Source organism: Pseudomonas sp. MD330_10 (assembly GCF_042610415.1).
GTDB classification, from domain to species: domain Bacteria; phylum Pseudomonadota; class Gammaproteobacteria; order Pseudomonadales; family Pseudomonadaceae; genus Aquipseudomonas; species Aquipseudomonas rhodesiae.
In genome coordinates this window covers 63,688-89,528 of record NZ_JBHGZU010000001.1, presented here as the reverse complement: position 1 = coordinate 89,528, position 25,841 = coordinate 63,688, and the positions used below count along the sequence as shown (strand labels likewise).

The following is a 25,841-nucleotide window of genomic DNA, read 5'->3' as shown; positions in this document are numbered from 1 at the left end:
CGGGAGTATACCCGATTCGGCCGCGCCACCATCCCCTGGAGCCTTATGCCACGCTGCTTTTGGTGTTCTGAAGATCCGCTGTACATGGCTTATCACGATCAAGAGTGGGGAACGCCGCTGCGCGATGCGCAGGGTTTGTTCGAGTTGTTATTGCTCGAAGGGTTCCAGGCGGGCCTGTCCTGGATCACCGTTTTACGCAAACGCGAGCATTATCGAAAGGTGTTGTTCGGCTTCGACGCCCAGCGCCTGGCGCGCTTGAGCGATGATGAAATCGAAGCGTTGATGCAGGACCCAGGCATCGTGCGCAATCGCTTGAAGCTCAACGCCACCCGCCGCAATGCGGCTGCCTGGCTGGCGCTGGAAGACCCGGTGGGCTTGCTATGGTCTTTCGTCGGTGGCGTGCCCAAGATCAATCACTTCAAGGATCGCAGTGAAGTTCCGGCGATCACGCCAGAGGCCGAGGCGATGAGCAAAGCCTTGAAAAAAGCCGGTTTCACCTTTGTCGGTCCGACCATTTGCTACGCCTTTATGCAGGCCTCGGGCATGGTCATGGATCACACTCAGGATTGCGACCGTTACGCGCAGTTGGTCAACGCCGGTTAGAATGCGCGCTTTGCGCACCGCACACGATCAGGAGTGACCTGTGGAAAAGTTTAAAGGCGCCTTGTTGGTAGGCGCTCTCCGGTTGTTCGCCCTACTGCCCTGGCGCGCTGTCCAGGCCGTCGGTACCGCGATTGGCTGGGTCATGTGGAAAACCCCCAACCGCTCTCGCGACACGGTGCGGATCAACCTCTCCAAATGCTTTCCGGACATGGACCCCGCCGAGCGCGAGCGGCTAGTCGGCCGCAGTCTGATGGACATCGGCAAGTCCCTGACCGAAAGCGCCTGCGCCTGGATCTGGCCGGCCCAGCGCTCCATCGACCTGGTGCGTGAAGTCGAAGGACTGGAAGTCCTGCACGAGGCTCTGGCGTCGGGTAAAGGCGTGGTGGGCATCACCAGTCATCTGGGCAACTGGGAAGTGTTGAACCACTTCTATTGCAGCCAGTGCAAACCGATCATTTTCTACCGCCCGCCCAAGCTCAAGGCGGTGGACGAATTACTGCGCAAACAACGGGTGCAACTGGGCAACCGCGTAGCTGCGTCCACCAAGGAAGGCATCCTGAGTGTGATCAAGGAAGTGCGCAAAGGTGGCCAAGTGGGTATTCCCGCCGACCCGGAACCGGCGGAGTCCGCGGGAATCTTCGTACCGTTCTTCGCCACCCAAGCCCTCACCAGCAAATTCGTGCCCAACATGCTCGCCGGCCACAAGGCTGTGGGCGTGTTCCTGCATGCCCTGCGCTTGCCGGACGGTTCGGGCTACAAAGTGATCCTGGAAGCGGCGCCGGAAGACATGTACAGCACCGACACCGCCACGTCCTGCGCGGCGATGAGCAAGGTGGTGGAACGTTACGTCGGCGCCTACCCGAGCCAGTACATGTGGAGCATGAAGCGCTTCAAGAAACGTCCGCCGGGTGAAGCACGGTGGTACTGACCTACTGCTGACCGAAAAACAACGGCAAACCAAATGTGGGAGGGGGCAAGTCGAATCGTCGCACCGCCCCTCCTACATTTTCGATCTGCTCGGGTTCAGCGGTCGAGTTTCTTCAGGAACACCATCATCTCTTTCTCGGCCTGCTTGTCGCCGTGGGCCTGGGCCGCTTCGACGCCCTTCTCCCACGCCTGTCGTGCTGCGGTGTTATCGCCCAGGCCCAATTGCGCCTTGCCTAACAACTTCCACGCCGCCGAATATTTCGGATCAAAGCCGACGCACCGCTGCAAATGCTCCGCTGCCTTGGCGTTGTCCTTCAAATCCAAATAACCCTTGCCCAGGCCAAAGCGCAGCAGCGAGTTATCCACACCCTTGGCGAGCATTTTCTCCAGGGATTCAAGCATGCCGGCGTACTCCTAAATCAGAAAAAGCTCAGCCCCACGTGGAACAGTTTCTCCACGTCACGGATATGTTTCTTATCCACAAGGAAAAGGATGACGTGGTCACCAGTGGCGATCACCGTGTCGTCGTGGGCAATGATCACCTCTTCATCGCGAATGATCGCGCCAATGGTGGTGCCCGGCGGCAGGCCAATGTCGCGAATGGCCTTGCCGATGACCTTGCTCGACTTCGAATCGCCGTGGGCAATCGCCTCAATCGCTTCCGCCGCGCCCCGGCGCAGGGAGTGCACGCTGACGATATCGCCACGGCGCACATGGGCGAGCAAAGTGCCGATGGTCGCCAGTTGCGGGCTGATGGCGATGTCGATATCGCCACCCTGGATCAGGTCCACATAGGCCGGATTGTTGATGATGGTCATCACCTTTTTTGCCCCCAGGCGCTTGGCCAGCAGGGAGGACATGATGTTTGCCTCGTCATCGTTGGTCAGCGCCAGGAAAATATCGGCGTCGGCGATGTTCTCTTCCACCAGCAGGTCGCGGTCTGAAGCGCTGCCTTGGAGTACGACCGTACTGTCCAAGGTGTCGGATAAATGCCGGCAGCGTGCAGGGCTCATCTCGATGATCTTGACCTGGTAGCGGCTTTCGATGGCCTCTGCCAAACGCTCACCGATTTGCCCGCCGCCGGCGATGACGATGCGCTTGTAGGTTTCGTCCAGTCGGCGCATTTCGCTCATGACTGCGCGAATATTCGCTTTGGCGGCGATGAAAAACACTTCGTCGTCGGCTTCGATCACCGTGTCGCCCTGGGGCAGGATCGGCCGATCACGACGGAAAATCGCCGCCACGCGGGTTTCGACGTTCGGCATATGTTCGCGCAATTGGCGCAACTGCTGGCCCACCAAAGGCCCGCCGTAATAGGCCTTCACCGCTACCAGCTGCGCTTTGCCTTCGGCGAAGTCGATCACCTGCAAGGCGCCGGGGATCTCGATCAGGCGCTTGATGTAGTGGGTAACCACCTGCTCCGGGCTGATCAAGACATCCACCGGGATCGCATCGTTATCGAACAGCCCTGCGCGGGTCAGGTAGGCGGCCTCACGCACCCGGGCGATCTTGGTCGGCGTGTGAAACAACGTGTGGGCGACCTGGCAGGCGACCATGTTGGTTTCGTCGCTATTGGTCACGGCGACCAGCATGTCGGCGTCGTCGGCACCGGCTTGGCGCAGTACGGTAGGAAACGAGGCGCGGCCTTGTACGGTTCGGATATCCAGGCGGTCACCCAAATTCCGCAGACGCTCGGCGTCGGTGTCCACCACGGTGATGTCATTGGCTTCGCTGGCCAAATGTTCAGCCAACGTGCCACCGACCTGCCCTGCGCCTAGGATGATGATTTTCATCCGGTCACTCCCTCAAAGCCTTTAGCCGCGCGCGGCGGCGATCTTGATCAGTTTGGCGTAGTAGAAGCCATCGTGCCCGCCTTCCTGCGCAAGCAGTTGGCGGCCATGGGGCTGTTTGATACCGGCCGCGGTGGCGAGGTCCAGCTCCCGCGCCCCGCTGGTGCGCGCGAGAAAGGCTTCAATGACCTCGGTGTTCTCGGTGGGTAAAGTGGAGCAAGTGGCGTAGAGCAGAATGCCGCCGACTTCCAGGGTTGGCCACAGGGCAGCGAGCAACTCCCCTTGCAGCGCGGCGAGGGCGGCGATGTCATCGGCTTGGCGGGTGAGTTTGATGTCCGGGTGGCGGCGGATCACGCCGGTGGCAGAGCATGGCGCATCGAGCAGAATGCGCTGGAAAGGTTTGCCGTCCCACCAAGTGGCGGTGTCGCGACCGTCGGCGGCAATCAGTTCGGCGCTCAGGCCCAGGCGCGCAAGGTTTTCCCGTACACGCACCAGGCGCTTGGCTTCCAAGTCGACGGCGACTACCTGCGCCAGGTCTTTTTCCACTTCCAGAATGTGACACGTCTTACCGCCCGGCGCGCAGCAGGCATCCAGCACACGTTGGCCTGGCGCCAGATCAAGCAGGTCGGCGGCCAGCTGTGCGGCTTCGTCCTGCACGCTGATCCAACCCTCGGCAAACCCCGGCAGGCTGCGCACATCGGTGGCGGCTTCGAGCACGATGCCGTCGACGCTGTAGGCGCATGGCGTGGCGCTGAGACCGGCATCGCTGAGCAGTTTCAGGTAGGCGTCGCGCTGATGATGGCGGCGATTGACTCGCAGGATCATCGGCGGGTGCGCATTGTTGGCTGCGCAGATCGCTTCCCACTGCTGCGGCCAAAAAGCTTTCAGGGATTTCTGCAACCAACGTGGGTGGGCGGTACGAACCACCGGGTCATGTTCAAGCTCGGCCAGCAGCGCTTCGCTTTCACGCTGGGCGCGGCGCAGCACGGCGTTGAGCAGGGCCTTGGCCCAGGGCTTTTTCAGTTTGTCGGCACAGCCGACGGTTTCTCCGATGGCGGCGTGGGCCGGCACCCGGGTGTAGAGCAGTTGATAGAGGCCCACCAAAAGCAGCGCTTCGACATCCGCATCCGCCGCCTTGAACGGCTTTTGCAACAGCTTGGCTGCCAACGCCGACAAACGTGGTTGCCAGCGGGCTGTGCCGAAGGCCAGGTCCTGAGTGAAACCGCGATCGCGATCTTCAACCTTATCCAACTGTGTGGGCAGCGAACTGTTGAGCGATGCCTTGCCGTTGAGAACGGCGGCGAGTGCCTTGGCGGCGGCCAGACGAGGGTTCATTGGACGGCTGCCCCGAGGACGGTACCCAGGGAAAACTTCTCACGTCGGCTGTTGAACAAATCGCTGAAATTCAGCGCTTTGCCACCGGGCAATTGCAGACGAGTCAGGCATAGCGCCTGTTCGCCGCAGGCCACCAGCAGGCCGTCCTTGCTGGCGCCGATGATCTCACCGGGCGCGCCGGTGCCGTCGGCCAAGGTAGCGGCCAGCACTTTCAGGGCTTCGCCATTGAGGGCGCTGTGGCAGATCGGCCAGGGGTTGAAGGCCCGCACGAGGCGCTCCAGCTCCACGGCCGGGCGGCGCCAGTCGATGCGTGCTTCGTCTTTGTTCAATTTGTGTGCGTAAGTGGCCAGGCTGTCGTCCTGCACTTCGCCTTGCAGGGTACCGGCAGCCAGGCCGGCGATGGCCTGGATCACGGCTGGCGGGCCCAGCTCGGCGAGGCGGTCGTGCAGGCTGCCGCCGGTGTCTTCGGCGGTGATTGGGGTGGTGACTTTCAACAGCATCGGGCCGGTGTCCAGGCCTGCTTCCATGCGCATCACGGTCACGCCGCTTTCGCTGTCGCCGGCCTCGACGGCACGCTGGATCGGCGCCGCACCGCGCCAGCGCGGCAATAGCGAGGCGTGGCTGTTGATGCAGCCCAGGCGTGGGATATCCAAGACGGCCTGAGGCAGGATCAGACCGTAGGCCACCACCACCAGCAGGTCCGGTTGTAACGCGGCCAATTCGGCCTGGGCCTCGGCGTTGCGCAGGGTCGGCGGCTGCAGCACTGGGATGTTGTGTTCCAGCGCCAGTTGCTTGACCGGGCTCGGCATCAGTTTTTGCCCACGCCCGGCCGGGCGATCCGGCTGGGTGTACACCGCGACCACCTCATAGGGGCTGGCGAGCAGCGCCTTGAGGTGTTCGGCGGCAAATTCGGGTGTACCGGCAAAAACAATGCGCAGTGGCTCGGTCATGGGCGTTCTCGGTTAAAAACAGTCACAAAAGAAAAAGGCTTGCCGCAGCAAGCCTTTGGAAGAGGGGCATCAAGCTTGCTGGCGATGCTTTTTTTCCAGCTTCTTCTTGATCCGGTCACGCTTAAGCGTGGACAGGTAATCGACAAACAGTTTGCCGTTGAGGTGGTCGCACTCGTGCTGGATACATACCGCAAGCAGGCCGTCGGCGATCAGTTCATAGGGCTTGCCATCACGGTCCAGAGCCTTAATTTTCACGCGCAACGGGCGCTCGACGTTCTCGTAGAACTCCGGCACCGACAGGCAGCCTTCCTGGTATTCGCCCATCTCGTCGGTCAGCGGTTCGAATTCGGGGTTGATGAACACCCGTGGTTCGCTGCGATCTTCCGACAGGTCCATGACCACGACGCGCTGATGCACGTTGACCTGGGTCGCGGCGAGGCCGATGCCCGGGGCTTCATACATTGTTTCAAACATGTCATCGACCAACTGACGAACCTTGTCGTCCACTACGGCCACCGGTTTGGCGATCGTGCGCAGGCGCGAGTCGGGAAATTCGAGGATGTTCAAAATAGCCATAAGCGTAATTGCTGCACATGTGAGGTAAAGGCAAATCGGCGGTGGGATGGACCCATACGGCCGGTGTGAAACGCTCGAAAGCCGCGAAGGCCAAGGCATTTCACGCGAACGCACATAATAAAGGAGATTGACCCCATGAGGAAATCGCTACTCGTCTTGCTGCTGTGGGCGCCGTTTGCCATGGCGTTCTTGCCGCGGCCAGACCAGCCTCTCGATCCATCGACGCAACAGGCCATCCAACGCTTCCTGCTGCATAACCGCATTCTGGATAAACCCGAGGATCTGGACACAGCGCCTTACATTATCGCGGCCGACAACGGTCGGGTCATGGGCGCCAACGGTGAGCGTGTGCATGCCCGTGGCGTTTTGGATCCCGCCCAGCCCGCCTACGCCGTGGTGCGGCGCGGCAAGCTTTACACGGACCCTGCCACCCATGAATTGCTGGGCGTCAATGCCGACGATATAGGCAATGCTCGCTTTATCCACTCTGGTGATCTGAGCACCCTGGCGCTGCAACGGGTGACCCAAGAGGTACGCCCCGGTGATCGCTTGCTGCGTGCCGAGCCTGCGGTGGACCTGGCAAGGCTCAAAGTGCCGCTGAATGCGGCGTTTATCGAAGGGCGCATCATCGATGTCCCCCGAGGCGTCACCCAGATTGGGGTACTCGACGCCGTCACTCTGGACAAAGGTCGTCGCGATGGCTTGGTCGAAGGCCAGTTGCTGACCGTCATCAAAGCCGGTGCCACCATCAGGGACTCCCTGAATGACTCCCCGGTAACGCTTCCCGATGAGCCCGCCGGCACCCTGCTGGTGTTTCGCACCTATGAAAAGCTCAGCTTTGGCCTGGTGCTCAGCGCTTCACAATCATTGGCGGTGATGGACCGTTTCGAGACTGCCCGTCAAACCCAATAAGTAGCCTGCTAAATAAGTTACCAACAGACTTATCCACAGCTTGTTCCGGTCAAGGATGATCAGATGACTCCAATAAACAGCCACGAAATTTCCCCATCAGAACTGGAGGCCCGCCTACGGTTGCACAGGCTGCCAGAGCTGGGGCCGAAGCGTTTTCGTTTGTTGATTGAGGCGTTCGGTTGCGCCTCCAAAGCCATCAGCGCCCCTGCCAGTGCCTGGCGATCTCTGGGCTTGCCGGCCATCAGCGCCGAGGCACGGCGAAGCCAGGACATCCGCGACGGTGCCAGCGCGGCATTGGCGTGGCTTGAGCATCCGGCCCAGCATTTGTTGATGTGGGATCAGCCTGAATACCCGGCACTGTTGGCTCAGATCGATGATGCACCGCCGTTGTTATTCATTGCCGGCGACCCTGGCATTCTGGAAAAACCGCAGTTGGCGGTGGTCGGCAGTCGTCGCGCATCCCGCCCAGGTATGGACACCGCCGCTGCGTTTTCCCGCAGCCTGGCGGGTGCCGGGTTTGTCATCACCAGTGGCTTGGCGTTGGGTATCGACGGCGCGGCGCATCAGGCTGCGCTGGAGGTGGGCGGTCAGACAATCGGCGTGCTGGGCACGGGAGTGGAAAATTTTTATCCACAACGTCATCGGCGCCTTGCCGCGGCGATGATTGCTCAAGGCAGCGCGGTGGTTTCTGAGTTTCCGCTGGATGCCGCGCCCCAGGCTGCCAACTTTCCACGGCGTAACCGGATCATCAGCGGGCTGTCCCTGGGCGTACTGGTGGTGGAAGCCAGCATGGCCAGCGGTTCGCTGATTACGGCCAAACTGGCGGCCGAGCAGGGCCGTGAGGTGTACGCAATCCCTGGCTCTATCCATCACCCTGGCGCCAAGGGCTGCCATCAGTTGATCCGCGAGGGTGCGGTGCTGGTGGAAACCATCGAGCATATTCTGGAAGGGTTGCGTGGCTGGCAGGCGTTATCACAGCCGGCGCCGATCCCGGTTACTCATCCGCTGGTCGCACTGCTGCACGCTGCTCCCCAGACCAGCGAGGGGTTGGCCATTGCCAGCGGGCGCACATTATCCCAAGTGCTGGCGACGCTCACCGAGCTGGAGCTGGAAGGCCAGGTCATCTGCGAGAGCGGGCGCTGGCTCGCGCGTGGCTAGGTTTTTGTGCTGCTAGGTTTTGCAAAGAAGATGGGTAAACTGCGCACAGCTTTAGTCCGGAGAGTTAAACCATGGTCAACAGGTGGCGTGTGCTGAAAGCCGCACAAGAGGTTCGCGCAGGCGCGGTGATTGCCTATCCGACCGAGGCGGTCTGGGGCCTGGGCTGCGACCCTTGGAACGAAGAGGCGGTGGATCGGCTGCTGGCGATCAAGAATCGTTCGGTGGACAAAGGCCTGATCCTGGTGGCGGACAATATCCGCCAGTTCGATTTTCTGTTCGAAGACTTCCCGCAGGCCTGGATCGAGCGCATGGCCAGTACCTGGCCCGGGCCCAATACCTGGCTGGTGCCGCATCAGAATCTGTTGCCGGAATGGGTCACCGGCGTGCACGACACGGTAGCGTTGCGGGTAAGCGATCATCCGCTGGTACGGGACTTGTGCGCACTGGTGGGGCCGCTGATTTCCACCTCCGCCAACCCCCAGGGCCGCCCGGCGGCACGAACGCGGATCCGCGTGGAGCAGTACTTCCGTGGCCAGCTAGACCTGGTGTTGGGTGGTGCCCTGGGCGGACGCAAGAACCCGAGCCTGATTCGCGACCTGGCGACGGGCAAGGTGGTCCGCCCGTCTTGATCCTCGCACCTACCCTGGGGCGAAGGCGCTGGTTTCGGTTGGCCTGTTAAGCAGGCCAACCAGCCCAGGCACCTCAGCCCGTCAAGGTAACAGGATGGTCGACCCCGTTGTACGCCGTCCCGACAGCTCGGTCTGCGCCTTGGCCGCCTCGGCCAGCGCATATCGCTGGTTGATATCGATGCGTACCTTGCCGCTTTGGATCATCGAGAACAGATCGTCAGCCATTGCCTGCAAGTTTTGTGGATTGTTGGCGTAGGTCGCCAGGGTTGGCCGGGTGACATACAGCGAACCTTTCGCCGCCAGAATCCCCAGGTTTACCCCATCCACCGCGCCCGATGCGTTGCCGAAGCTCACCACCAGCCCGCGTGGTGCGGCGCTGTCCAGCGAGGTCAGCCAGGTGTCCTTGCCGACGCCGTCATACACCACCGGGACTTTTTTGCCGTCGGTCAATTCCAGCACTCGCTGTGCGACATCTTCCTTGCTGTAGTCGATGGTTTCCCACGCGCCGAGGGATTTGGCCAATGCGGCTTTCTCCGGCGAACTTACCGTACCGATCAACTTAACGCCCAGGGCCTTGGCCCATTGGCAGGCCAGCGAGCCCACGCCACCGGCGGCGGCATGGAACAGGATGGTTTCACCACCCTTCAATTCATAGGTCTGGCGCAGCAGGTACTGCACCGTCAGACCCTTGAGCATGGCCCCGGCGGCTTGTTCGAAGCTGATGTCGTCGGGCAAGTGCACCAAGTTGGCGGCAGGCAGCACATGCAACTGGCTATAGGCGCCCAACGGGCCGCTGCCGTAGGCGACGCGATCGCCGACCTTGAATTGCGTGACCTCGCTGCCCACTGCATCCACCACGCCGGCCCCTTCCGCGCCCAGCCCCGATGGCAGGGATGGCGGTGCGTAGAGGCCGCTGCGGAAATAGGTGTCGATGAAGTTCAGGCCTATCGCCTCATTACGTACGCGAACCTGCTGTGGGCCCGGTTCCGCCGGCGTGTAGTCCACATATTCAAGTACTTCGGGGCCGCCATGGGCACTGAACTGGATACGCTTGGCCATCTGCACTTCTCCTTGGGTCGTTTTCACGAAGGCCCCTATCGGACTCCTATGCTTGATCTTCGTCAACTGCGGCGCACCTAAGTGCAGTGCTCATTAAGCGCGGTGGTATCCTGTGCGCCCATTTGCCGCCGACGCCTGATGGCCTCGCGTAGCTTTGCCCGATTCAAGGTGATGCCATGACTACCCGCACCGAGGCTGTAAAGGCCTACCTGCTTGACCTGCAAGACCGCATTTGCAGCGCCCTGGAAACCTTCGAGACGGACACTCGCTTTATCGAAGACGCCTGGACCCGGCCTGCCGGCGGCGGCGGTCGCACCCGTGTGATCGCGAACGGGACGGTGATCGAAAAAGGCGGCGTTAACTTTTCCCACGTGTTCGGCAGCGGCCTCCCACCGTCCGCCAGCGCCCATCGCCCAGAGTTGGCCGGTCGCGGGTTTGAAGCGCTGGGCGTGTCACTGGTGATTCACCCGCACAACCCCTATGTGCCGACGTCCCACGCCAACGTGCGTTTTTTCATCGCCGAAAAAGAAGGCGAAGAAGCGGTGTGGTGGTTTGGCGGCGGCTTCGACCTCACCCCTTACTACGCCAACGAAGAAGACTGCATCCACTGGCACCGTGTGGCCGAGCAGGCGTGTGCGCCGTTCGGCCCCGACGTCTACGCGCGTTACAAAGCCTGGTGCGACACCTACTTCCACATCAAGCACCGCAACGAACCGCGTGGCATCGGCGGCCTGTTCTTCGATGACTTGAACGAGTGGGGCTTCGACACCTGTTTCGCCTTTATTCGCGCCATCGGCGACGCCTATATCGACGCCTACCTACCGATCGTGCAGCGCCGCAAGGCCATGGCTTATACCGAGCAACAACGCGAGTTCCAGGAGTTCCGTCGTGGCCGCTACGTCGAGTTCAACCTGGTCTACGACCGCGGCACCTTGTTTGGCCTGCAATCGGGTGGCCGTACCGAGTCGATCCTGATGTCGCTGCCGCCGCAGGTGCGCTGGAGCTATGACTGGAAAGCCGAGGCCGGCAGCGAAGAAGCGCGTCTGACCGATTACTTCCTGCAGGACCGCGACTGGCTCGGCATCGCGGCCCCCAAGGCGGCGAACTGATGGATCGCTACGTCGTCTTCGGCAACCCCATCGGCCACAGCAAATCGCCGCTGATTCACCGGATGTTCGCCGAGCAGACTGGCGAACAGTTGGACTACAGCACGTTGCTTGCACCGCTGGAGGACTTTACCGGCTGTGCCCGTGAGTTTTTTCAACAGGGCCGTGGCGCCAATGTCACCGTGCCGTTCAAGGAAGACGCTTATCGCCTGGCCGACACCCTCACCGAACGCGCCAAGCGCGCCGGTGCGGTGAACACCTTGAGCAAACTCGCCAATGGCACCCTGCTGGGCGATAACACCGACGGCGCCGGGCTGGTGCGTGACCTGACGGTCAATGCCGGGTTGAGCCTCAACGGTAAACGCATCCTGCTGCTGGGCGCCGGCGGCGCGGTGCGTGGGGCGCTGGAACCGTTGTTGGCCGAACACCCGGCTTCGCTGATCATCGCCAACCGCACAGTGGAAAAAGCCGAATTGCTCGCCGAGTTGTTCGATGACCTGGGCCCAGTGTCGGCCAGTGGTTTTGATTGGCTGCGTGAGCCAGTGGACGTCATTATCAACGCCACCTCCGCCAGTTTGTCAGGCGATGTACCGCCGATTGCCAGCAGCCTGATCGAACCGGGTAGGACTTTTTGCTACGACATGATGTACGCCAAGGACCCTACCCCCTTCTGCCGCTGGGCCACGCAGCACGGCGCCGCCGTCTCGATGGATGGCTTGGGCATGCTGGTGGAACAGGCGGCCGAAGCGTTCTTCCTGTGGCGTGACGTGCGCCCGGCATCGGCTCCGGTGCTGGCTGAGTTGCGTCGGCAGTTGGCCTGACGCCCCTCTGGTTAGTCTTCGAAATGGATGGGGCAGTGGTCGGCCCCTTCCAGCTTCTTCAGTTCCTCGACCACCTGCGGTCTGGCCCGACGCAACGTCAGGCTGCGCCCCAACCTGCGTAAACGCCGCGCTTCCTGGTGCAGCATCTCCACCCCGGAATAGTCGATAAAGTTGATCTGCTGCGCCTCGATGACCACGCGTTCGCCCTGTAAGCGTTGCAAGCGCGCTTGCAGGTAGTGGCTGGCGCCGAAAAAGATCGAGCCGCCGACGCGCAGCACATCCTCGTCACCGTCGCGCCAATGGTGGACGCGGGGCTGCGAGGTGCGCTTGAGATAGAAAAACAACGAGGCCAGCACGCCTGCATAAATCGCCGTTTGCAGCTCCAGCAGCAAGGTGGCCACGCAGGTCAGGCCCATCACCGCAAATTCGGCGCGGCTGACCCGGAACAATGCGCGAATACCGCGGTGATCCACCAGGCCCCAACTGATCAGGAGGATGCTGGCGGCCATGCTCGGGATCGGGATTTGTGAGATCAATGCCGCGCCAAACAGCGCGAACAGTGCCACCCATAACGCGGAAAACACCCCAGCCAGCGGTGAGCAGGCGCCGGCTTCATAACTGAGCCCGGAACGGGTAAAGGACCCGGCTGACAGGTATCCGGAGAAAAATCCGCCGATGATGTTGGAGAGTCCCTGCGCGCGAATTTCCTGATTCGCATCGAGCAGCTGTTGCGAGCGGGCCGACAGCGAGCGCGCAATCGACAGGCTGGTCACCAGCCCCAGCATGCCCACGGCCACGGCGCTGGGGAGCAGGCGCAGAATCGTGTCCAGGTCCATCGGCAACGGGCTGAACGGCGGCAATTTGCCCACGAATGAACTGACCCGCGCCACCTGCACGAACATCGCCGGCCACAGCCAGGCCACCAGGCTACTGAGGGCCAGGGCGATCAACAGCGTCGGCCAGCGCGGTTTCCAGTATTTGAGCAGCGCCCCCGCCAGCAATGTGCCGAGGCCCAGAGCGAGCGAGGCGTGGTCCCATTCGCCGCGGTGCTCGATCAGCGCCAGCAGGCTGTTAATCGCCGTGGCCTGGCTGGGCAAATCCAGCCCCAGCAAATTGGGCAGTTGCCCCAGCGCGATCACCACCGCGGCGCCCAGGGTGAACCCCAGCACCACCGAATGGGAGACGAAATTGACCAGCGCGCCGAAGCACAGCATGCCCAGCAACCACTGGAAAACGCCGGCTATACAGGTGAGCAACAGGATCAAGGTGATGTAGTCCTGCGATCCGGGCACGGCCAGAGGGCTGACACTGGCGTAGAGCACGATGGAAATCGCGGCGGTCGGGCCGCAGATCAAGTGCCACGACGAACCCCACAGGCAGGCGATCAGCACCGGGATGATCGCGGCGTACAGCCCGTATTCCGGTGGGAGGCCGGCGATCAGCGCGTAGGCAATCGACTGCGGCAACGCCAACACCGCGCCGCTGAGGCCGACTATTGCATCGCGGCCCACGCTGGCGCGGGTCTGGCGCGGCAGCCAACTGAGGAAAGGCAAGAGAGTGTGGCGGTTGAGCCGGGGCATTTATAACTCGGTTGAAAAGGTTTGAATCAGGGTATCAGTACACACCGAAGTTTGTGGGAGGGGGCCCTCCCACAATGTCAGCCTTTAGAGTTTGGCTTTTACCGCCGGCAATGCCTCTTGACCGTCCAGGGTTTTTACGCCGTCGAGCCACTTGTCCAGCACCGCTGGGTTCGCCTTGATCCATGCCTTCGCCGCGTCGGCATTGCTGACTTTGTTGTTGGCGACCTCGGCCATAATGCTGTTCTCCATCTCTTGGGTAAAACTCAAGTTGGTCAGCAGTTTTCCTACGTTCGGGCAGGCCTGTGCATAACCTTTGCGTGTCAGGGTGTAGACGCTGCCGGTGTCACCGAAGTACTTCTCGCCGCCCTTGAGGTAGTGCATTTTCAATTGCACGTTCATCGGGTGCGGGGTCCAGCCCAGGAAGGTGACGAAACGCTGTTTTTTCACCGCTCGCGACACTTCGGCCAACATCGCCTGTTCGCTGGATTCGATCAGCTTCCACTGGCCCAGGTCGAAGTCGTTCTTCTTGATGATCTCTTGCAGCGAGATATTGGCCGGTGCGCCGGAGCCGATGCCGTAGATCTTCTTGTCGAACTTGTCGGCAAATTTGTTCAGGTCAGCAAAGTTGTGCACACCGGCATCCCATACGTAGTCCGGCACGGCGAGGGTGAACTCGGTGCCGTCGAGATTTTTCGCCAGTTGCACCACGTCGCCATTGGCCACGAATTTGTCGTAGAAGCCTTGCTGTGCCGGCATCCAGTTGCCCATGAACACATCCACTTGGCCGTCCTTGAGCCCGCCGAATGTGATCGGCACGGCCAGGGTATCGACCTTGGGTTTGTAGCCCATGCCCGTCAGCAGAAAACCGGTGATGGCATTGGTCGCGGCGATGTCGCTCCAGCCTGGGTCGGCCATCTTCACCGTCTCGCAACTGGTGTCTGCGTACACGTTGGCGCTGGTCAGCGCCAGGATGCTCAGTACTACCGTTAACTTTTGCATGGCCTTCCCTCAGTTTTATTAGTGTTGGCAGGGTTGTGGATAACGTGCCTTGCGCTCCAGGTCGTCGAGGTCGATATGGTTGCGCATGTACTGCTGACTGGCGTCGACCAGTGGCTGGTGATCCCAGCTCTTCAGCTTGCCGTGGGTCAGCGCCTCGAACACCAGGCGACGACGGCGTTGGCTGGCGAGCACCTGCTGGTGGATCGCCGGGATGTCCCATTTAGCCCGCGCTTCCTGCAAAAACGCCTCGAACAGTGGCCGGTGTTCCGGTGACTGGCTGAGGTTTTCCCGCTCGTGCGGGTCGTTGTGTACATCGAACAGCAGGCATGGGTCGTCCTCGCTGTAGATGAATTTATAGGCGCCCCGGCGGATCATCACCAGTGGGCTGATGGTGCCTTCGGCCATGTACTCGCCGAATACCTCGTCATGGCCGCCCTGCCCTTGCAGATGCGGAACCAGCGAGCGGCCGTCCAGCGGCAGGCGTTGGTCCAGTTCGCCACCGGCCAGTTCCACCAGGGTCGGCAGCAGGTCGGCGGTGGACACCGCAGCGCTCACCCGGCCCGCCGCGAATTGCCCCGGCGCGTATACCAGCAGCGGCACGCGGGCGGCCATCTCGAACCAGTGCATTTTGTACCAGAGGCCGCGCTCGCCGAGCATGTCGCCGTGGTCGCCGGAGAACACGATCAGGGTGTCGTCGGCCAAGCCGGTGTCTTCCAGGGTTTGCAGAAGTTTGCCGACATTGCTGTCGATGTAACTGCACGCACCGAAGTAGGCGCGGCGGGCGTCGCGGATCTTATCCACAGGCAGCGGCTTGTCCCACAGGTCATAGACCTTGAGCAAGCGTTGGGAATGGGGATCGAGGTCGCCTTGGGCCGGTGTGGCGGGCAAGGGGATATCGCTGTCGTCGTACAAATCCCAGAACGCCTTGGGAATGGTGTACGGGTCGTGGGGATGGGTCATCGACACGGTGAGGCAGAACGGTTGGTCACCGTCTTCGCGGATATGGTCGAACAGGTATTGCTGGGCTTTGAACACTACTTCTTCGTCAAAATCCAACTGGTTGGTACGCACGCACGGGCCGGCTTGCAGCACCGAGGACATGTTGTGATACCAGCTGGGGCGCACGTCCGGCTCGTCCCAGTTCACCGCCCAGCCATAGTCGGCGGGGTAGATGTCGCTGGTCAGGCGTTCTTCGTAGCCGTGCAATTGGTCGGGGCCGCAGAAGTGCATCTTGCCCGACAGCGCAGTGCGATAACCGAGGCGGCGTAGGTAGTGGGCATAGGTCGGTACATCGGCGGGGAAATCCGCTGCGTTGTCGTAGGCGCCGATCTTGCTTGGCAACTGGCCGCTGACCAAGGTGAAACGCGAGGGCGCACACAGCGGGCTGTTGCAATAAGCGGCGTCGAACACTACACCCTGGGCGGCGAGACGGCTGAGGTTGGGCAACTTGATTGGCGAGGCGCCGTAGAACGGCAGCAGCGGCGCGGCCATTTGATCGGCCATGATGAAAAGAATGTTCTTGCGCTTCATGGGTTATCGGCATTCCATAGGCGATGTTTATGCCAGTGAGCATGCAGCCCATGAAAAATGGGGTAAAGCCCATGAAAAGCAATGTCTAGGATAAGCACAGCTTATGTATGAAGCCCTGGGAGATCTGTCACTGGACCTGCTGCGCGCATTTGAAGCCGCCGCGCGCCACCGTAGTTTTACCGCCGCCGCCATGGAGCTGGGCACCACCCAGCCGGCCATCAGCCAGCAGATCAAGCGCCTGGAAGAACAATTGGCGATTCGCCTGTTCGACCGCATCTACCGTGGCATTGAACTGACCGACGCTGGCGCTCTGCTGTTCGAACACGTCCAAGGCGGCCTGCAGGCTATCAACCAAGGCCTGAGTACGATCACCCAGCACAGCCAGCACGAAGTGCTGCAAGTGGCCACCGACTTTGCTTTCGCCGCTTACTGGCTGATGCCGCGCCTGCATCGATTCCACCAGGCCAACCCGCAGGTGGATGTAAGCCTGGTGACCAGCGAACGCAACCACGCCACCTTGCGCAGCGATATCGACGTGGCGGTGTTGTTCGGCGATGGCCGGTTCAAGCAGGGCGACAGTCTGTGGTTGTTCAACGAGGAGGTTTTCCCGGTGTGCAGCCCGCAGTGGCTCAAGGGCCAAGACAAAGCCTTGACCGTGCAGGACTTGCCCGACTGCCCCCTGCTGCACCTGCGCCAGGAAAACAACAGCCAGTGGTTCGATTGGAGCGGCGTGTTCCGCGAATTGGGCCTCAGCGCCGCACCGCCCCCCGGCCAATTACGCTTCGACAATTACACCTTGCTGATCCAGGCGGCGATCGCCGGCCAAGGCGTGGCCATTGGCTGGCGTCATCTGGTGGATAACCTGCTGGAACAGAACTGGCTGTGCCGGCCATTCAGCGACACGGTGATCTCGCGCTTCGGCTATTACGTGGTGCAACCGCAGCGCAAACGGCGTGGGCAACTGGTGGAGCGCTTCGTCGATTGGCTGGTGGCCGAACAAGCCAGCAGCGCGCAATCGCTGACCGGACTGGCCCTGCCCTCGATTGCGGTCTAGCATCTGGCGCACATCCCCATCGGAGCCGGTCATGCACCGTATCAAGGGTTATCACGCTCATATCTACTTTGATGCCAGCACGCTCGAACAAGCGCGCGCCTTGTGCGAGGACGCGGCCAAGCTCTTCCCGATACGCATGGGCCGTGTGCATGAGCGCCCCGTAGGCCCGCACCCAGACTGGAGCTGCCAACTGGCCTTCGACGCTGAGTACATCGGCGTCATGCTGCCGTGGCTGGCGCTGCATCGAAACGGACTGGTGGTGTTCCTGCACCCCGATACCGGCGATGAGTTGAAGGACCACACCGACTACGCGATCTGGATGGGTGCAATGCGCGAGCTGGATCTGTCGGTTTTTTAACCGCTTCTTGCAAGACGCAAGTCCGCACATTCCCGATGACACGTAGGACTTTGCTTGTCTATCTCCCACTATGTGGGATAGCCATTTATATATTGAGATATTTCACGGCATAGGTTTATAGTCGCCCATCTGCTTATTTCAGCACCCACACATTTCAGGTGAAGCGATGCAGGCGCAATTGATCGCGCTCGACTGGGGGACCAGCTCCCTTCGTGCTTACAAACTCGGCCCCGCAGGCGTGGTGCTGGAACAACGCTCGCTGGCGTCGGGCATCATGCATCTGCCCAGCGAACCCCGCGACATTGCCGGCGTGCGCTGCAGCGATGGTTTTGAGTTGGCGTTCGACGCGGCGTGTGGGGATTGGCTCGACGCCGAGCCACACCTGCCGGTGATCGCCTGCGGCATGGTGGGCAGCGCTCAGGGCTGGAGCGAAGCGGCATACCGCAATACGCCGGTGGACGTCGCCAGTCTCGGCAAAGCCTTGCACAGCGTACGCAGCCTGCGTGGCGTGGCGGTACATATCGTGCCCGGCGTGATCGAGCAAGGCCGCTTGCCCAACGTAATGCGCGGCGAAGAAACCCAGGTGCTCGGCGTGCTGCACAACCGGCCTGCCGGCGGTGAAGTCTTGATCGGCCTGCCGGGCAGCCACTCCAAGTGGGTCGAGGTGGTCGGTGGCTGCATCACCCATTTCGACACCTTTATGACCGGTGAAGTGTTCGCGATCCTCAGCAAGCACAGCATCCTGGGGCGTACGCAACAGCCTTGCGAGCATTTCCAGGCCGAAGCCTTTGATCGCGGCGTGCAAGTGGCGCGCTCTCAGGATGGCCAGCGCGGCGTGCTGTCGACGCTGTTCAGCGCTCGCACCCTGGGCTTGACCGCCGAACTCGCGCCCGATCAGCAAGCGGACTACCTGTCCGGTCTGATGATCGGTCATGAGCTGGCCGGTCTGCCTGAGCGCGCCCGGCACACCCCGATCATCCTGGTCGGCGCCGGCCCTTTATGCGCGCGCTACCAACGCGCCCTCGCCCTCTGCGGCTTTGCCCATGTCAGCCTGGCCGAAGAAGCCACCGAGCGCGGCCTGTGGCAATTGGCGCTGGCGGCCGGGCTCACTCAACCTGCAACGGAGGCCTGACATGCTCAAGCAAGCACTCGCTCAAAACGGTTTGATCGCCATCCTGCGTGGCCTGCGCCCGGAGGAAGCCCAGGCGGTCGGCCAGGTGCTGTACCAGGCCGGCTTTCGCGTGATCGAAGTACCCCTTAATTCACCGGACCCTTACACCAGCATCCGCATCCTGCGTGACAGCTTGCCCGCCGATTGCCTGATCGGTGCCGGCACGGTGTTGACGCCCGAGCAGGTCGAGCAGGTGAAAGCCGCCGGTGGTCAAGTGATCGTCATGCCCCACAGTGACGCCAAGGTATTGCGCGCTGCCAAAGCGGCGGGCCTGTACCTGTCGCCGGGTGTGGCCACGCCCACCGAGGCCTTTGCCGCACTGGCCGAAGGCGCCGACGTGTTGAAGCTGTTCCCGGCCGAGCAAATGGGCCCGGCGGTGATCAAGGCGTGGTTGGCGGTATTGCCGGCGGGCACGTTGTTGCTGCCGGTGGGCGGCATTACCCCGGACAACATGCAGGTGTTCACCGACGCCGGCGCCAAGGGGTTCGGGCTGGGTTCCGGGTTGTTCAAACCGGGTATGACAGTGGATCAGGTAGCGAGCCGCGCCCAGGCTTATGTCGCCGCCTGGAAAGCCCTGAGCTGAATTCAAGTTCCGCGCCCCTGGCGCTGCATCTACAAGAGAGATAACAGATGAAAATCACCAAACTGACGACCTTTATCGTCCCGCCGCGCTGGTGCTTCCTGAAGGTCGAAACCGACCAGGGCGTGACCGGCTGGGGTGAGCCTGTGGTCGAAGGCCGCGCCCACACCGTGGCTGCTGCCGTTGAAGAACTGTCCGACTACCTGATCGGTAAAGACCCACGCAACATCGAAGACATCTGGACCGTGCTCTACCGCGGCGGTTTCTACCGTGGCGGCGCGGTGCACATGAGCGCCCTCGCCGGTATCGACCAGGCGCTGTGGGACATCAAAGGCAAGGCCCTCGGCGTTTCCGTCAGCGATCTGCTGGGCGGCCAGGTGCGCGACAAAATCCGCGTGTATTCATGGATCGGCGGCGACCGCCCCGCTGATACTGCCCGCGCGGCCAAAGACGCCGTGGCGCGTGGTTTCACTGCGGTGAAAATGAACGGCACCGAAGAGCTGCAATTCCTCGACAGCTTCGAAAAAGTCGACCTGGCCCTGGCCAACGTCGCCGCTGTGCGTGATGCGGTCGGCCCCAACGTCGGCATCGGCGTCGACTTCCACGGCCGCGTGCACAAGCCGATGGCCAAGGTGCTGATGAAAGAGCTGGACCCGTACAAGCTGATGTTTATCGAAGAGCCCGTACTCAGCGAAAACTACGAAGCGCTCAAGGAGCTGGCGCCGTTGACCAGCACCCCGATCGCCCTGGGCGAGCGCCTGTTCTCGCGTTGGGATTTCAAGCGCGTGCTCAGCGAAGGTTATGTCGACATCATCCAGCCGGACGCCTCCCACGCCGGCGGCATCACCGAAACCCGCAAGATCGCCAACATGGCCGAAGCCTATGACGTAGCGCTGGCCCTGCACTGCCCGCTGGGCCCGATTGCGCTGGCGGCGTGCCTGCAACTGGATGCGGCCTGCTACAACGCGTTTATCCAGGAGCAAAGCCTGGGGATCCACTACAACGAGAGCAACGACTTGCTCGACTACGTGCGTGACCCCGGCGTGTTCGACTATGAGCAGGGCTTCGTCAAGATCCCTAACGGCCCGGGCCTGGGCATCGAGATCAACGAGGAATACGTGATCGAGCGCGCGGCCATCGGCCACCGCTGGCGCAACCCGATCTGGCGCCACGCCGACGGCAGCTTCGCCGAGTGGTGATCACCCAATGAAGAGCGCCGGTTAAAAAATGTGGGAGGGGGCTTGCCCCCGATTGCGATGGCCCTGCCACTGACGATGTCGACTGACACTCAGCTATCGGCGGCAACCTCCCCTCCACATTCAATCCGGTTTCTTCAGTAAGACTTGTCCTCAATAAACATAAGAAGAGACTCCCCCCATGCAACCTGAATCCTTGACCGGGCAGGCTCCTTTAGTTACGCCTAGCCGAAAGCGTTTCTTCATCATGGTGCTGCTGTTTATCACCGTGGTGATCAACTACCTGGACCGCAGCAACCTCTCGATTGCAGCCCCGGCCCTGACCAGTGACTTGGGTATCGACCCGGTGCACGTCGGCCTGATTTTCTCGGCCTTCGGCTGGACCTATGCGGCCATGCAAATCCCCGGCGGCTGGCTGGTGGACCGGGTGCCGCCGCGCATTCTCTACACCGCTGCCCTGCTGCTGTGGTCCATCGCTACCGTGATGCTGGGGTTTGCCGCCAGCTTCATTGCGCTGTTCGTGTTGCGCATGGCAGTCGGTGCGTTGGAAGCGCCGGCCTATCCGATCAACAGCCGCGTGGTCACCAGTTGGTTTCCCGAGCGTGAACGCGCCACCGCCATTGGCTTTTACACCTCCGGGCAATTTGTCGGGCTGGCATTCCTGACGCCGGTCCTGGCCTGGCTGCAGCATCGCTATGGCTGGCACATGGTGTTTGTGGTGACCGGTGGCGTCGGCATTCTGTGGGCGGCGATCTGGTACTCGGTGTACCGCGAGCCGCGTGATTTCAAAGGTATCAACCAGGCCGAAATCGACCTGATCCGCGACGGCGGCGGGCTGGTGGACCTCAGCACTCAAACGGCCAAGACCAAGACGCCATTCAGCTGGGTCGACCTGGGTATTGTCCTGAGCAAGCGCAAACTGTGGGGGATCTACCTCGGGCAGTTCTGCCTGAACTCCACGCTGTGGTTCTTCCTGACATGGTTCCCGACGTATCTGGTGAAGTACCGCGGCATGGACTTCATCAAGTCCGGCATGCTCGCGTCGCTGCCGTTTCTCGCGGCATTCGTTGGGGTGCTGTGTTCCGGGCTGTTTTCCGACTGGCTGATCCGTCGCGGCGCGAGCGTGGGTTTTGCGCGCAAGTTGCCGATCATCAGCGGCCTGCTGATCTCCACGGCGATCATCGGCGCCAACTTCGTCGAATCGACCCCGCTGGTTATCGCCTTCCTGGCCGTGGCGTTCTTCGGCAACGGGCTGGCTTCGATCACCTGGTCGCTGGTCTCGACCCTCGCCCCGGCGCGCCTGCTGGGCCTGACCGGCGGGGTGTTCAACTTCATCGGCAACCTGGCGGCGATTACCACGCCAATCGTCATCGGTTTCCTGGCCAGCGGCGATTCGTTTGCGCCAGCGATCACCTACATCGCGCTGCTGGCGTTGCTGGGGGCGTTGTCCTACGTGCTGCTGGTAGGCAAGGTCGAGCGCATCGAGCTGTAAACCAGCCACCCGCTGGCGAAGGCGCAATGCCCTCGCCAGCGGGGCTGTAGCCTAAGAGGCCGGTCGTTATGGGAGTGGCACCGACATTTCGTTGCGGAACACATTCAATGGGTCCCAGCGTTGCTTGGTTCTACGCAGACGGCTCTCGATGAGGGGGTTGGGGAAGAAAATTCCATACCACGACGGGTTCTTGGCATTGGCCGGGTCGCCGCCGATGTAGGTCATATCCAAGTCCGGGTAGTTGATGTAGCAGCCCTCGAATTGCGCATCGTCCGGCACGCCGGTGCTGAACGCCGCTTTAAAAAGTCCGCGAATCCAGTTGGCATGGGCCTGGTCCACTGCATCGTCCGCCGAATGCCAATAGCACTGCGGTTGCCATTTGAGGTACGAGGAACGCTGGGCGGCGGAGGTCTGCGCCAGGATCGGAGCCTCCATTTCGTTGATGCGCCCGCCGAACGATTGGATCTGTATCAGGCTCTGGGTCAGGTATTGCGCTTGGTCGGGCCATTTCAATGTGTTCCAGATCGCGTCCTTGACCTGTAGCGTGAACGCGCCTTTCTGATACGCCGATTTATAGCGACCGCGCTGATTGTCGCCAGAGCCGTTGAGCGATTGCGTGGCGTACAGCCAGTCCAGGCGCCTGGCGGCGTCATGGGCGGTGCGCAGGGAGGTGATGTGGCGGCCCTTATTCATGCCGCTGGGCTGGTGCACCACATGAAACGGCAACAATGATTCCCGTGCACTCCCGCCGACCGCAGCGAGCATGCTGCTGACAAAGTCGTCGAAGGGCGCGAGGTCATCGAGTTGGCCATCCTTGTCGACGTAATGAATGCCTAGAGTGACGTTGCCGGTATTGGCGTGACGCATCTCCAGCTTGGTGGCCAGGCCCCAGGTGCTGGGGTCCGCCTGATGGCTTGCAAACCAGAGCTGATAAGCGTCCAGCAGCCCGCCGAGCTTGGTGCGGTCCAGTTCGTTCAAATCCCATTCCAACGGCAGCCAAAGCACTTCCTTCGGTGCCGGCGGCAGCGCCTTGAAGTAGTAACTGGTGATGATGCCGAACTGGCCGCCACCGGCACCGCAGCAGGCCGCGAACAAATCCAGCTCGTCGCTATCGGTGCTGTCGCGTGACACATGCACCGGTTCAAGGCCTATGCCGGTGGCATCGGCCACCAGGATATCCACACCGTCCAGCCAGTCGCAGACCAGCCCGTATTTGCGCGATAGCAACCCGTAACCGCCGCCGCAGATATGCCCGCCGAGCCCCACCGAATAACAGGAACCGCTCGGCAAGGCTTTGCCCGCCAGCTTGTACAGCGCGACGCTGGTGTCCCAATTCTGGCAACCAGGTTCCAGGCGCACGCTGTAGCGGTAGGTCGAGTCGGGCACCAGCACTGAGCCAATCTGCCCATTGGGGTCGTAGGCCACTTGGTTCATCTGGCCTACATCCAAAATCGATAATGCCTCGCCAGGCGCATTGGGCATCACGTTGGAGACGAAGCCCTCGTAACAGTGGCCGCCGCTGCGCACGGTGATGCGGCCGTTGGGCATCGCCAATGCCTGGGCGGCGGCGTCGATGATGTCCTGGGGGGTGTGACACAGGTATATCAGGTTGGCGCCGTCGGGCGACGACTCGCCCTGAACGTTGCCTTTTGGCCAGCGCAGGTTGAAGCCTTTTTGCAAGGTGGAGTGACGCGGGTCTGAAGGTGGGACGAGATCAAATGCCATGATGGACTCCAGGGAGACAATGATGACTTCTGATGCAACTAACTTAACGACCGACGGAGCAAGAACGGTGGGGCTTGCAGAGGTGGTTAGACAGCAATAGGCAAGAAGTGCGTTGAAGGTGGGGCGCAATGCCCACCTTCAGCCTAGCCTAGATCAGTCGGGAGCCTGAGGCCTTTACTTACGAGCGTTACGTACACCTTCCGACAATGCTGCGCAGTGGCTGAGCACGCCGTCGATAGCCTGCTGGTCGCTGCTGGCATTGGCGATGTGATCGATCAACGCCGAGCCCACCACCACACCGTCCGCCAGCCGTGCAATTGCGGCGGCCTGTTCCGGCGTACGAATACCGAAACCGATGCTGATCGGCAGATCGGTGTGCCGACGCAGACGCGTGACGGCTTCTTCGACGTGTTCCAAGGTGGCGGCGCCGGCGCCAGTCACACCGGCCACCGACACGTAATACACAAACCCGGAACTGCCGTTGAGTACGGTCGGCAGGCGCGCGTCATCGGTGGTCGGCGTGGTCAGGCGGATAAAATCCATGCCTGCGGCCTGGGCCGGGTCGCACAGCTCGCCGTTATGCTCGGGTGGCATGTCGACCACGATCAAACCGTCCACACCGGCGGCTTTGGCATCGTCGATAAAGGCGGGCACGCCGTATTTGTGGATCGGGTTGAAGTAGCCCATCAACACCAGCGGTGTTTCGTTGTTGTCCTTGCGGAACTCGCGAACCATCTGCAGGGTTTTCGCCAGGTTCTGCTTGGCGGCCAGCGCGCGGATGTTGGCCAGTTGAATGGCCGGGCCGTCGGCCATTGGGTCGGTGAAGGGCATGCCCAGCTCGATCACGTCGGCACCGGCAGCCGGCAAGCCCTTGAGGATCGCCAGGGAGGCATCATAGCCGGGGTCGCCGGCGGTGACGAAGGTCACCAGGGCGGCACGGTTTTGTTCCTTGAGTTGCGCAAAGCGGGTTTGCAGGCGGCTCATTTAGTGTTTCTCCTGCTGAGACTGTTCCATGTGGTGCATCACGGTCTGCATGTCTTTGTCGCCACGGCCGGACAGGTTGACCACCATCAGGTGATCCTTCGGCAGCGTCGGTGCGCGCTTGAAGACCTCGGCCAGGGCATGGGCGCTCTCAAGTGCAGGAATAATCCCTTCCAGACGGCAGCATTTGTGGAAAGCATCGAGGGCTTCGTGGTCGGTCACCGAGGTGTACTGGACGCGGCCGATATCATGCAACCAGGCGTGTTCCGGGCCGATGCCGGGGTAGTCCAGGCCGGCGGAAATCGAGTGGGCGTCGATGATCTGGCCGTCGTCGTCCTGCAACAGGAAGGTGCGGTTGCCGTGCAGTACGCCCGGTACGCCGCCGTTGAGGCTGGCGGCGTGCTTGCCGGTCTCAATGCCGTGGCCGGCCGCTTCGACGCCGATGATTTCCACGCTCTTGTCGTCCAGGAATGGGTGGAACAGGCCCATGGCGTTGGAACCACCGCCGATGCACGCCACCAGGCTGTCCGGCAGGCGGCCTTCCTGGGCTTGCAGCTGGGTGCGGGTTTCCTTGCCGATCACGGCCTGGAAGTCGCGCACCATCGCCGGGTACGGATGCGGGCCGGCCACGGTGCCGATCAGGTAGAAGGTGCTGTCGACGTTGGTGACCCAGTCGCGCAGGGCTTCGTTCATCGCATCTTTCAGGGTGCCGGTGCCGGCGACCACTGGGATTACTTCAGCGCCCAGCAGCTTCATGCGGAACACGTTGGCCTGCTGGCGCTCGATGTCGGTGGTGCCCATGTAGATCACGCATTGCAGGCCGAAACGCGCAGCCACGGTGGCAGTGGCCACGCCATGCATGCCAGCGCCGGTCTCGGCGATGATGCGTTTTTTGCCCATGCGTCGCGCCAGCAGGATCTGGCCGATGCAGTTGTTGATCTTATGCGCGCCGGTGTGGTTCAGCTCTTCGCGCTTGAGGTAGATCTTGGCGCCGCCGCAGTATTCGGTCAGGCGTTCGGCGAAATACAGCGGGCTTGGGCGACCGACGTAGTCGCGTTGGAAGTAAGCCAATTCCTCGTTGAATGCCGGATCGATCTTGGCCGCTTCGTATTCGCGGGCCAGGTCGAGGATCAACGGCATCAGGGTTTCAGCGACGTAGCGGCCGCCGAACGCGCCAAACAGGCCGCTGGCGTCTGGGCCGTTGCGTAGATCGGTCTGGGACTGAGTCATGGGACGCTCCAGGAAAGAATTCGTGTGGGAAGCAATGAGGGCCACTCTACCCCTCACATTCGATGCTGAAAACCGATAA

The 25,841-nt window shown here is 61.7% G+C and carries 25 protein-coding genes; 13 read left to right on the top strand and 12 right to left on the bottom strand.

The genetic code is table 11. The features are described from left to right. Window positions 1-45: 45 nt before the first annotated feature. Complete coding sequence (locus ACFZPT_RS00445) at window positions 46-603, top strand: DNA-3-methyladenine glycosylase I (protein ID WP_034111085.1); 558 nt, start codon at window positions 46-48, stop codon at window positions 601-603. Window positions 604-643: 40 nt separating this feature from the next. Continuing rightward, window positions 644-1,531, top strand: a complete 888-nt coding sequence (locus ACFZPT_RS00440; RefSeq protein WP_034101631.1) for a lysophospholipid acyltransferase — start codon at window positions 644-646, stop codon at window positions 1,529-1,531. A gap of 95 nt (window positions 1,532-1,626) precedes the next feature. On the opposite strand, the gene ACFZPT_RS00435 is transcribed toward ACFZPT_RS00440, so the two are convergent. The 5 genes from ACFZPT_RS00435 to def form a co-directional block, all read right to left on the bottom strand. After that, window positions 1,627-1,932: a tetratricopeptide repeat protein gene (locus ACFZPT_RS00435; protein ID WP_047882303.1), complete on the bottom strand. Its 306-nt coding sequence runs from the start codon at window positions 1,930-1,932 to the stop codon at window positions 1,627-1,629. A 17-nt stretch (window positions 1,933-1,949) separates the two neighbouring features. Beyond that, complete coding sequence (trkA, locus tag ACFZPT_RS00430; protein WP_034101634.1) at window positions 1,950-3,323, bottom strand: Trk system potassium transporter TrkA; 1,374 nt, start codon at window positions 3,321-3,323, stop codon at window positions 1,950-1,952. 21 nt (window positions 3,324-3,344) lie between these two features. Next, window positions 3,345-4,655, bottom strand: coding sequence for a 16S rRNA (cytosine(967)-C(5))-methyltransferase RsmB (gene rsmB / locus ACFZPT_RS00425; protein ID WP_099312972.1), 1,311 nt, complete (start codon window positions 4,653-4,655; stop codon window positions 3,345-3,347). Then, a complete protein-coding gene (gene fmt / locus ACFZPT_RS00420; RefSeq protein WP_099312973.1) occupies window positions 4,652-5,605 on the bottom strand; it encodes a methionyl-tRNA formyltransferase in 954 nt (317 codons plus the stop codon). The genes rsmB and fmt overlap by 4 nt, the downstream gene beginning before the upstream one ends. 69 nt (window positions 5,606-5,674) lie before the next feature. After that, the gene (gene def / locus ACFZPT_RS00415; protein WP_034101640.1) at window positions 5,675-6,181 is read right to left on the bottom strand and encodes a peptide deformylase; all 507 of its coding nucleotides are present in this window, start codon (window positions 6,179-6,181) and stop codon (window positions 5,675-5,677) included. A 135-nt stretch (window positions 6,182-6,316) separates the two neighbouring features. Between def and ACFZPT_RS00410 the strand changes: the two genes are divergently transcribed. The 3 genes from ACFZPT_RS00410 (at window position 6,317) to ACFZPT_RS00400 (ending at window position 8,880) form a co-directional block, all read left to right on the top strand. After that, window positions 6,317-7,093: a peptidoglycan-binding protein gene (locus ACFZPT_RS00410; RefSeq protein ID WP_099312974.1), complete on the top strand. Its 777-nt coding sequence runs from the start codon at window positions 6,317-6,319 to the stop codon at window positions 7,091-7,093. Window positions 7,094-7,156: 63 nt separating this feature from the next. Continuing rightward, window positions 7,157-8,251 (top strand): DNA-processing protein DprA, encoded by a 1,095-nt coding sequence (gene dprA, locus ACFZPT_RS00405; RefSeq protein WP_099312975.1) that lies wholly within the window; start codon window positions 7,157-7,159, stop codon window positions 8,249-8,251. Between the two features lie 71 nt (window positions 8,252-8,322). Beyond that, window positions 8,323-8,880, top strand: a complete 558-nt coding sequence (locus tag ACFZPT_RS00400) for an L-threonylcarbamoyladenylate synthase (protein WP_034101645.1) — start codon at window positions 8,323-8,325, stop codon at window positions 8,878-8,880. Between the two features lie 81 nt (window positions 8,881-8,961). Here ACFZPT_RS00400 and ACFZPT_RS00395 read toward each other — a convergent pair whose 3' ends face one another. Further along, entirely contained in the window at window positions 8,962-9,939 is a 978-nt protein-coding gene (locus ACFZPT_RS00395) for a quinone oxidoreductase (protein ID WP_034101646.1), read from the bottom strand. Window positions 9,940-10,115: 176 nt separating this feature from the next. Here ACFZPT_RS00395 and hemF point away from each other — a divergent pair, with 176 nt between their 5' ends. Continuing rightward, on the top strand, window positions 10,116-11,048 hold the full coding sequence (gene hemF, locus ACFZPT_RS00390; RefSeq protein WP_034101647.1) for an oxygen-dependent coproporphyrinogen oxidase: 933 nt from the start codon (window positions 10,116-10,118) through the stop codon (window positions 11,046-11,048). Further along, entirely contained in the window at window positions 11,048-11,866 is an 819-nt protein-coding gene (aroE, locus tag ACFZPT_RS00385) for a shikimate dehydrogenase (RefSeq protein ID WP_034101648.1), read from the top strand. Before hemF ends, aroE begins: the two co-directional genes overlap by 1 nt. Window positions 11,867-11,877: 11 nt before the next feature. Here the strand turns inward: aroE and ACFZPT_RS00380 are convergent, their stop codons facing one another. The 3 genes from ACFZPT_RS00380 to betC all read right to left on the bottom strand — a co-directional run bounded on the left by ACFZPT_RS00380 (window position 11,878) and on the right by betC (window position 15,975). Next, window positions 11,878-13,446, bottom strand: coding sequence for a SulP family inorganic anion transporter (locus tag ACFZPT_RS00380; protein WP_099312976.1), 1,569 nt, complete (start codon window positions 13,444-13,446; stop codon window positions 11,878-11,880). Between the two features lie 84 nt (window positions 13,447-13,530). Further along, the gene (gene choX, locus ACFZPT_RS00375; protein ID WP_034101651.1) at window positions 13,531-14,445 is read right to left on the bottom strand and encodes a choline ABC transporter substrate-binding protein; all 915 of its coding nucleotides are present in this window, start codon (window positions 14,443-14,445) and stop codon (window positions 13,531-13,533) included. Window positions 14,446-14,463: 18 nt separating this feature from the next. After that, on the bottom strand, window positions 14,464-15,975 hold the full coding sequence (betC, locus tag ACFZPT_RS00370; RefSeq protein ID WP_379554934.1) for a choline-sulfatase: 1,512 nt from the start codon (window positions 15,973-15,975) through the stop codon (window positions 14,464-14,466). 103 nt (window positions 15,976-16,078) lie between these two features. Here betC and ACFZPT_RS00365 point away from each other — a divergent pair, with 103 nt between their 5' ends. From ACFZPT_RS00365 to ACFZPT_RS00340, 6 genes are all read left to right on the top strand, one after another. Beyond that, window positions 16,079-17,029 carry a choline sulfate utilization transcriptional regulator gene (locus ACFZPT_RS00365; protein ID WP_034111097.1) on the top strand — a complete coding sequence of 317 codons (951 nt, stop codon included), beginning with the start codon at window positions 16,079-16,081 and terminating at the stop codon, window positions 17,027-17,029. A gap of 31 nt (window positions 17,030-17,060) precedes the next feature. Further along, the gene (locus ACFZPT_RS00360) at window positions 17,061-17,387 is read left to right on the top strand and encodes a DOPA 4,5-dioxygenase family protein (RefSeq protein ID WP_034111099.1); all 327 of its coding nucleotides are present in this window, start codon (window positions 17,061-17,063) and stop codon (window positions 17,385-17,387) included. 166 nt (window positions 17,388-17,553) lie between these two features. Then, a complete protein-coding gene (locus tag ACFZPT_RS00355) occupies window positions 17,554-18,519 on the top strand; it encodes a 2-dehydro-3-deoxygalactonokinase (RefSeq protein WP_034101655.1) in 966 nt (321 codons plus the stop codon). Window position 18,520: 1 nt separating this feature from the next. Beyond that, the gene (locus tag ACFZPT_RS00350; protein WP_094064471.1) at window positions 18,521-19,141 is read left to right on the top strand and encodes a 2-dehydro-3-deoxy-6-phosphogalactonate aldolase; all 621 of its coding nucleotides are present in this window, start codon (window positions 18,521-18,523) and stop codon (window positions 19,139-19,141) included. A gap of 47 nt (window positions 19,142-19,188) precedes the next feature. Then, complete coding sequence (gene dgoD / locus ACFZPT_RS00345; RefSeq protein WP_034111103.1) at window positions 19,189-20,337, top strand: galactonate dehydratase; 1,149 nt, start codon at window positions 19,189-19,191, stop codon at window positions 20,335-20,337. Between the two features lie 178 nt (window positions 20,338-20,515). Beyond that, window positions 20,516-21,826 carry an MFS transporter gene (locus ACFZPT_RS00340; RefSeq protein ID WP_034111105.1) on the top strand — a complete coding sequence of 437 codons (1,311 nt, stop codon included), beginning with the start codon at window positions 20,516-20,518 and terminating at the stop codon, window positions 21,824-21,826. A 66-nt stretch (window positions 21,827-21,892) separates the two neighbouring features. On the opposite strand, the gene ACFZPT_RS00335 is transcribed toward ACFZPT_RS00340, so the two are convergent. The 3 genes from ACFZPT_RS00335 to trpB all read right to left on the bottom strand — a co-directional run bounded on the left by ACFZPT_RS00335 (window position 21,893) and on the right by trpB (window position 25,762). Beyond that, window positions 21,893-23,551: an FAD-binding protein gene (locus ACFZPT_RS00335; RefSeq protein WP_379554935.1), complete on the bottom strand. Its 1,659-nt coding sequence runs from the start codon at window positions 23,549-23,551 to the stop codon at window positions 21,893-21,895. Window positions 23,552-23,725: 174 nt separating this feature from the next. Further along, window positions 23,726-24,535: a tryptophan synthase subunit alpha gene (trpA, locus tag ACFZPT_RS00330; RefSeq protein WP_034101661.1), complete on the bottom strand. Its 810-nt coding sequence runs from the start codon at window positions 24,533-24,535 to the stop codon at window positions 23,726-23,728. Then, window positions 24,536-25,762 carry a tryptophan synthase subunit beta gene (gene trpB / locus ACFZPT_RS00325; RefSeq protein ID WP_034101662.1) on the bottom strand — a complete coding sequence of 409 codons (1,227 nt, stop codon included), beginning with the start codon at window positions 25,760-25,762 and terminating at the stop codon, window positions 24,536-24,538. Window positions 25,763-25,841: the final 79 nt, after the last annotated feature.

Bases quoted from the DNA above. Each gene is read 5' to 3' on its own strand.
- dgoD (WP_034111103.1), top strand. From the start codon at position 19,189: ATGAAAATCACCAAACTGACGACCTTTATCGTCCCGCCGCGCTGGTGC.
- trpB (WP_034101662.1), bottom strand. From the start codon at position 25,762: ATGACTCAGTCCCAGACCGATCTACGCAACGGCCCAGACGCCAGCGGC.
- trpA (WP_034101661.1), bottom strand. From the start codon at position 24,535: ATGAGCCGCCTGCAAACCCGCTTTGCGCAACTCAAGGAACAAAACCGT.
- trkA (WP_034101634.1), bottom strand. From the start codon at position 3,323: ATGAAAATCATCATCCTAGGCGCAGGGCAGGTCGGTGGCACGTTGGCT.
- ACFZPT_RS00360 (WP_034111099.1), top strand. From the start codon at position 17,061: ATGCACCGTATCAAGGGTTATCACGCTCATATCTACTTTGATGCCAGC.
- ACFZPT_RS00395 (WP_034101646.1), bottom strand. From the start codon at position 9,939: ATGGCCAAGCGTATCCAGTTCAGTGCCCATGGCGGCCCCGAAGTACTT.
- rsmB (WP_099312972.1), bottom strand. From the start codon at position 4,655: ATGAACCCTCGTCTGGCCGCCGCCAAGGCACTCGCCGCCGTTCTCAAC.
- hemF (WP_034101647.1), top strand. From the start codon at position 10,116: ATGACTACCCGCACCGAGGCTGTAAAGGCCTACCTGCTTGACCTGCAA.
- ACFZPT_RS00445 (WP_034111085.1), top strand. From the start codon at position 46: ATGCCACGCTGCTTTTGGTGTTCTGAAGATCCGCTGTACATGGCTTAT.
- ACFZPT_RS00400 (WP_034101645.1), top strand. From the start codon at position 8,323: ATGGTCAACAGGTGGCGTGTGCTGAAAGCCGCACAAGAGGTTCGCGCA.
- def (WP_034101640.1), bottom strand. From the start codon at position 6,181: ATGGCTATTTTGAACATCCTCGAATTTCCCGACTCGCGCCTGCGCACG.
- dprA (WP_099312975.1), top strand. From the start codon at position 7,157: ATGACTCCAATAAACAGCCACGAAATTTCCCCATCAGAACTGGAGGCC.
- choX (WP_034101651.1), bottom strand. From the start codon at position 14,445: ATGCAAAAGTTAACGGTAGTACTGAGCATCCTGGCGCTGACCAGCGCC.
- ACFZPT_RS00350 (WP_094064471.1), top strand. From the start codon at position 18,521: ATGCTCAAGCAAGCACTCGCTCAAAACGGTTTGATCGCCATCCTGCGT.
- ACFZPT_RS00340 (WP_034111105.1), top strand. From the start codon at position 20,516: ATGCAACCTGAATCCTTGACCGGGCAGGCTCCTTTAGTTACGCCTAGC.
- ACFZPT_RS00380 (WP_099312976.1), bottom strand. From the start codon at position 13,446: ATGCCCCGGCTCAACCGCCACACTCTCTTGCCTTTCCTCAGTTGGCTG.
- ACFZPT_RS00365 (WP_034111097.1), top strand. From the start codon at position 16,079: ATGTATGAAGCCCTGGGAGATCTGTCACTGGACCTGCTGCGCGCATTT.
- betC (WP_379554934.1), bottom strand. From the start codon at position 15,975: ATGAAGCGCAAGAACATTCTTTTCATCATGGCCGATCAAATGGCCGCG.
- fmt (WP_099312973.1), bottom strand. From the start codon at position 5,605: ATGACCGAGCCACTGCGCATTGTTTTTGCCGGTACACCCGAATTTGCC.
- ACFZPT_RS00410 (WP_099312974.1), top strand. From the start codon at position 6,317: ATGAGGAAATCGCTACTCGTCTTGCTGCTGTGGGCGCCGTTTGCCATG.
- aroE (WP_034101648.1), top strand. From the start codon at position 11,048: ATGGATCGCTACGTCGTCTTCGGCAACCCCATCGGCCACAGCAAATCG.
- ACFZPT_RS00435 (WP_047882303.1), bottom strand. From the start codon at position 1,932: ATGCTTGAATCCCTGGAGAAAATGCTCGCCAAGGGTGTGGATAACTCG.
- ACFZPT_RS00335 (WP_379554935.1), bottom strand. From the start codon at position 23,551: ATGGCATTTGATCTCGTCCCACCTTCAGACCCGCGTCACTCCACCTTG.
- ACFZPT_RS00355 (WP_034101655.1), top strand. From the start codon at position 17,554: ATGCAGGCGCAATTGATCGCGCTCGACTGGGGGACCAGCTCCCTTCGT.